7 protein-coding genes and 1 pseudogene are annotated in these 5897 nt (G+C 35.9%); all 8 read right to left on the reverse strand.

Annotated elements, in window-relative coordinates:
- A partial coding sequence (locus Q0543_RS03755; protein WP_299249320.1) for a PAAR-like protein occupies nucleotides 1-502 on the reverse strand: 502 nt, incomplete at its 3' end.
- 134 nt (nucleotides 503-636) lie between these two features.
- A complete protein-coding gene (locus Q0543_RS03760) occupies nucleotides 637-1056 on the reverse strand; it encodes a hypothetical protein (protein WP_299249324.1) in 420 nt (139 codons plus the stop codon).
- Complete coding sequence (locus Q0543_RS03765; RefSeq protein WP_299249327.1) at nucleotides 1049-1720, reverse strand: Imm26 family immunity protein; 672 nt, start codon at nucleotides 1718-1720, stop codon at nucleotides 1049-1051. The genes Q0543_RS03760 and Q0543_RS03765 overlap by 8 nt, the downstream gene beginning before the upstream one ends.
- 5 nt (nucleotides 1721-1725) lie before the next feature.
- Nucleotides 1726-2514, reverse strand: coding sequence for a polymorphic toxin-type HINT domain-containing protein (locus Q0543_RS03770; protein ID WP_299249339.1), 789 nt, complete (start codon nucleotides 2512-2514; stop codon nucleotides 1726-1728).
- Between the two features lie 159 nt (nucleotides 2515-2673).
- Nucleotides 2674-2982: pseudogene (locus Q0543_RS03775) on the reverse strand (polymorphic toxin-type HINT domain-containing protein); the annotation flags it as partial.
- Nucleotides 2983-3183: 201 nt separating this feature from the next.
- On the reverse strand, nucleotides 3184-3672 hold the full coding sequence (locus tag Q0543_RS03780; protein WP_299249330.1) for a hypothetical protein: 489 nt from the start codon (nucleotides 3670-3672) through the stop codon (nucleotides 3184-3186).
- 5 nt (nucleotides 3673-3677) lie between these two features.
- On the reverse strand, nucleotides 3678-5204 hold the full coding sequence (locus tag Q0543_RS03785; protein ID WP_299249333.1) for a polymorphic toxin-type HINT domain-containing protein: 1527 nt from the start codon (nucleotides 5202-5204) through the stop codon (nucleotides 3678-3680).
- Nucleotides 5205-5223: 19 nt separating this feature from the next.
- A partial coding sequence (locus Q0543_RS03790; protein WP_299249336.1) for a phage baseplate assembly protein V occupies nucleotides 5224-5897 on the reverse strand: 674 nt, incomplete at its 5' end.

Genomic DNA, 5897 nt, shown 5'->3' on the forward strand with positions numbered 1-5897 from the left:
TAAATGCGTCCCAAACTAAGAAAAGTGAATTTAACCCTATTCCCCAACCATCGCCTGTTTGCGCTGCATGGATTAAATCTCTGCCACTTCCCCAAATAGGAATCAAGCCTTCAACAAAGCCCGCCTCGCCTACTGCATCTTCTTCTTGTTGTGCCTTCTCTAGTGCTTCCGTCCCTTCCTTTTGTGCAGACTGCATATCCGCTACTACATCGGGTGGCAAGGGTGCTTGTCCGGAGGTTATAAACTCTATCTTCCCTTGCCCAGCCGTACACTGTATGCAAGACTTCTTCAACAGCGCTTTCCCTCCGCCTACTTTTGCTTCATAGGTATCTTGCCACATGGTAGGTGCTGGCATACATGGCGTGGGCACACCATTTGCCATTTGTGTTAACTTCTGACAAATTACAAAAGATGGGATATTTAGAATTGGAACACAGTCTAATTCATTCCCTGCTTTAAAGCCTCCTATTTTTGTTGTTCTCGGAGTTGCTTGAAAAAGCATGGGGGCTGCACCTTGGCTGCACTTTAAATTATAAGATTACTAAATTGTATCAATCAAAAAAAATAATTTTTCATCTAAAAAAAAACGGATGCCTTTATAAAAAAGCATCGTTTGTAATAACATATATTATTGAATTAACTTCCGCAGGTCATAAAATATAAGGGCACTTCTTTATCTGCACTTTCTTTGTACAATAGAAACCCTTCAAAGAAATGAGCAGGTGTGTCAATCATTTTAGAAACAACTTCATTGTGTATATTGAAAAGTAATTCACCAGCAGTAAAGTGTTTTTTATTCTTAGCATGAAACACAATCATTGGTTCTATTTCATTATAATCCTCTTCTTCCTCATCAAATTCATTATACAAATATTGAATTTGCACAGTGGGTATATCGAGTACTACTTTATCAAAGTCAACATAATCCTCAACAGATAGATCGTCATAATATTTATTAACAGCTTTAACAAAGTCTGCAACAGTTGCGTATTGTTCATTTTCTGCAAATGACCAATATATGTTTCGCATCATTCTTTCAGGTAAATTCTTATTCATAAAAACGTTTTAAATCAAAACCCATTTCTTTAGACAATTCATAATACGATTTATTTGGATCTAGATTTAGCTCCTTATAAATTTTGTTTCGAATAGCAGGATGATACATTAAATCATACATTGCCATTGTTTTTTCCTTTTGATAATCCTCCTCCAACAAATCATTAAAACCTTGCATGTTTAAGCATATAAATGCGATGGAAACAATATCTATTTTAGCACCTACAACATTCATATCTTCATATTCTTTCATAGACATACTTATATTGAATTTTAGTTCACCCAAATTTAAATATACTGAACTCTCTAATGGAAATATATTTTCAGTAAAGGATACTTCTCGCACGTCCACATCCTCATTGGAAATCACCCCCCAATTGTATTTTTTCAAACCAGAAACTCCGCAAACGGCTCTTTTAATTAAGATATTTCTATTCAGATTACTTTCTGGTGTATCGTATACGCCTTCATACATTTCAATTACTATACAATCAGAATACCAACCTTTTAATTTATTTGAACTATTAATCAAGTCTGTTATCTGTAGGTTTTCTTGACTTTTGTATTGTTTATCAACATCAAAAAGAACCTTACCAAAAACAAATTTACCTTTCGCTGCTTCTATATAAAATAGATCGCCTACCTTTAATTTTTTTGTCGCCATTTGTGTTAACAGAGTTTATGTAAATCAAAATATTTTATAAATTTCTTTTCAGATATTGCATTCACCTTATTAAAGACATGTGCAAATTTATCGGTCAATTTAGGTATTTTAGTGTCATGTAGATTCATGAAATGCTGCTCCATTTCTGCTGTTTTATAAGGAGTCCAATGCCCCTGAGCCAAAGCTCGTGGTTCGAATCTTTCGATAGGCAATCCCTTTTCTTTAACATGTTGTGCAAATCGTTCAGCTATTCCTTGTTCTGTTTTTCCTACATAAATTATTTGGTTTGTTTTTGTATCAATAATCGCATAAATTTCAGTAAACACTTCGTCTAAAGATGCAAAGATAGATTCGTCTGCATTATGAACGAGTATATTGCATTCTCCAACAAAATAATTATGTAACTCTTCAACTTCAAAATTATACGTAGGCTGTAATTCTGTTGTTAAAACTTCAACGTCAGAAATTTCAATTCGCGTTTCGTTCGATAAAACAGTCATGCCTGCTCTTAATCGTTCGGCCTTTATCCAGGCTTGTTTTTCGGGTACCCAAAATCTATGTAATCGAGTAGCCTTAATTTGAATCGCATTTGTTAAGGTAATATTTATTAAAGTATCTGCAAAATTAGTGTACGTTTCGGTTACTTGTTTTAATACCTTTTCATTCCGTATCAAATCATACGCCCATACATAATCTCCTGTCTGAATGTTTTGTATTTCGATATACCCGTTATTATTTTGAATAAGGGTTCCAGCAGGAAAACAAGACAATTCTTTCCCAAGAGCATTGTACATTTTCTTCAATCCTGCCCTAACACACTTTGTCTTTGATGCATTATGCACTAAAGCTTTAATCCATCCCACAAAATACGAAGCAAATTCATCTACTTCCAAATTATAAACGATGGTATTTTCAACATCCTCAACACTGCCTACATCAAGTAATTCATGGGATTCATTTACATGTAAGACTTCTGCTTTCGCATATTCATGCGTAAACTTAATCGATTCTACTCTTGCTCTTTTGGAACTAAACAATTGAACCTGATCTTTTATTTCAAGCAATCCTGCTTCTTTCCAATTTCCTTCCACGAAAAAAGGATGTTCGGGTGTTGTGTAAATCGTTTCTCCGTCTAAGACAAGTTCAACCAATGCATGTACTTGCCTTTGCAATGTTGATTGTATTCTTTTCAACGCGACCTCACCACTTATTTCATCCCACACCCACACTTCATCACCCACTTGTATATCTTCAATATTTTTATAGCCACCTTTTGCTGCTACGGGTGTGCCAGCAGGGAAGCATGCCTTTAAAAAGTTATTGAATTATGACTAAAAAAAATTATATAGCTGCATGCAGAATTATATTAATTAAAAATTTGAATTTCGTCTCAGCTAAAAAAAACGGATGCCTTAATAAAAAAGCATCCGTTTAATGTAATATATAATTTAGAAAAATAGATACTATATTTGATCTCTATTTTTTGCACTTGCCAAAAGTTTTTCCAATAATTCTTCTCGAACTTTATCTTCTTTTAAATTTTCATATAAAAATTCAGTTCTAAAGTTTTGTTTTACATAATTAATAAAGCTAATATCAGCCATAAGCGATTTATTTGGTGAAATGTATAAATCATCTTCATTTTCCTTACCTACGATCTTCATCCAATAAAATTTAGGTAAAGCTATATTTAATTGAAAATTATCTTCAAAATATTCTCCTTCTGTCACCTCCATTTCATCAAACTGAAATCCTTTAAATTTTTGATTTTCTAATCCGTTCTTCAGATTCTCTGTAACAAAATAAACAGGGTAACATTTCATTAAATCATCTCCTAACCAATCCTCTAACTCAATATGTAATTTTTTAATTAATTTCGAACCTTGATCATATTTTGTGTTTAAACCAAGACCAGCAATTACTTCGGGTAAAATCTCATTATAGCTCTTCATATTTATTAAAATTTAATTGGTGGGTTAAATAAATGTCCATATTTATTATCTATATAGTTAACATAATCTAAAACATTTTTTTGTGAAGGTATAGTATCTTCAAATTTGGTGTAAAACTTATCCCATTCAATCCTTATATGACTTAAATGCGTTTTACTATTTATTTCTTTGGGTATACCTCTTAAATTTTCAATAGAATTCTTATATACTTCATCAAATAAACCTGGCCACCTACTATCGAATACTTGTCGTTCAATAGCATGATGAACAACAACCTTGCCTTTTAAAAGTGGATGAGCTTTAAAAAAAACTTTTTGCCAACATGATAAATTATGCACCAGCATCATCCACATACCTACAAAGTAGTTGTGCCAGTCTGCTACTTCAAAATTATAAACTTTTACAGGTTGGTCTTGTGGTTCTAAATCCAATGAAAAGATACTCTTATTTCTTTTATCAAGCAACCACAATTCATCATCCAAAGTTAAATCTTCTGCATTTTTCCAAGCACCATCTATAGACTCCCCAACTCTAAACGGGTGTTCAGGAGTAGCATATATCGTCTCAGAACCTGAAGTAATTTTTATAAGTGCATTGGATTCATTTTCCATGATTGCAATTACAGGCTTTAAACCTATATCTCCTGTTAGAGCATCCCATGACCAAACCAAATCGCCCACCCGTATATCTTCAATGTTTTTATAGCCCCCCTTTGCAGCAATTGGTGTACCCGCAGGAAAGCAAGCTTTCAATAATTTGCAGGCTACCCCTTGCGTAAAGTCAGCTATTTTAGGACCTAAACCTTTAAAAACCTTTGCAGATTTGGCTAATAGTTCAGCTCCTTGTTTTTTAGCTGCACTTAATACTACTTTACCTGCCGCTTTAAATGCTGTGCGTACACCTGCTTTAGCGCCCATCATTGCTGCCGTTGCTGCACCAAAACTAACTACTCCAGCAACAACACTAAATGCGTCCCAAACTAAGAAAAGTGAATTTAACCCTATTCCCCAACCATCGCCTGTTTGCGCTGCATGGATTAAATCTCTGCCACTTCCCCAAATAGGAATCAAGCCTTCAACAAAGCCCGCCTCGCCTACTGCATCTTCTTCTTGTTGTGCCTTCTCTAGTGCTTCCGTCCCTTCCTTTTGTGCAGACTGCATATCCGCTACTACATCGGGTGGCAAGGGTGCTTGTCCGGAGGTTATAAACTCTATCTTGCCTTGCCCAGTGGTGCATTGTATGCAAGACATTTTTAATAATGCTTTCCCACCTCCTACTTTTGCTTCATAGGTATCTTCCCACATGGTGGGTGCGGGTGTACATGGTGTGGGTACACCATTCGCCATTTGTGTTAACTTCTGACAAATGATAAACGATGGAACATTTTGAAGAGGAATAGAATCAAATTCATTCCCTGCTTTAAAGCCTCCTATTTTTGTTGTTCTCGGGCTCGACTTAAAAAGCATCGGTGCGGCACCTTGGCTGCACTTCATCAAGGCTCCTGTAGTTACGTATTCTTTCGGATGAGACATATTCAGAACTAAGGTTTAGTTATATGAATTCTGAATCACCAGAACTTGCTTTTATTTTACTTCCTGCAGTTATCGTAATAGAATCTTTAGAATCAAGCTTCATTACTTCTCCTGTAGAAGTTAATTTATTCTCACCTGCAATGTTAATTTCCTTCGACTTCACATCCGCTGTATCCTCCCCTTCTATCGTTACCGCTTTACCCATAACATCTACCGTATCCGTTGGGTGTTCGCCACCCAAGGAGCCAATCGTTATTTTCGGTGAAAGAATGTTGATGCTTTCGCTACCGTTGATGCTGATGTTTTTAGAGTTGATTGAAATGCTGCTTCCCGAAGAAATGGTAATGGCGCCGCTTTTCTCATTTACATGCACGGTGTTTCCTTTACTCGTCTGCAATCGAACCGTATGGTCGGTATCATTAAAGATCAAGGTACTGCCTGCTTTGGTGGTCATACTTTTGATTTCGTTCTTCTTGCCGCCACCTTCAGCGATGCTGCCGTGAAACAAAGAGCCAAATACAAAGGGTCTGCTCGGGTCGTTGTATCTAAAACCAATCAGTACTTGATCTCCAACTTCGGGTACAAATACCTGTCCGCGGTTTTTGCTTACATCCTTACCTTTACCACCACCTGCATCTGGCGTCATTACACGGATCCAATCTGTTTTTTGATTGGTGTCTTGTTGCCACAGCA

The organism is uncultured Cytophaga sp., assembly GCF_937863595.1.
Classification (GTDB): Bacteria; Bacteroidota; Bacteroidia; order Cytophagales; family Cytophagaceae; genus Cytophaga.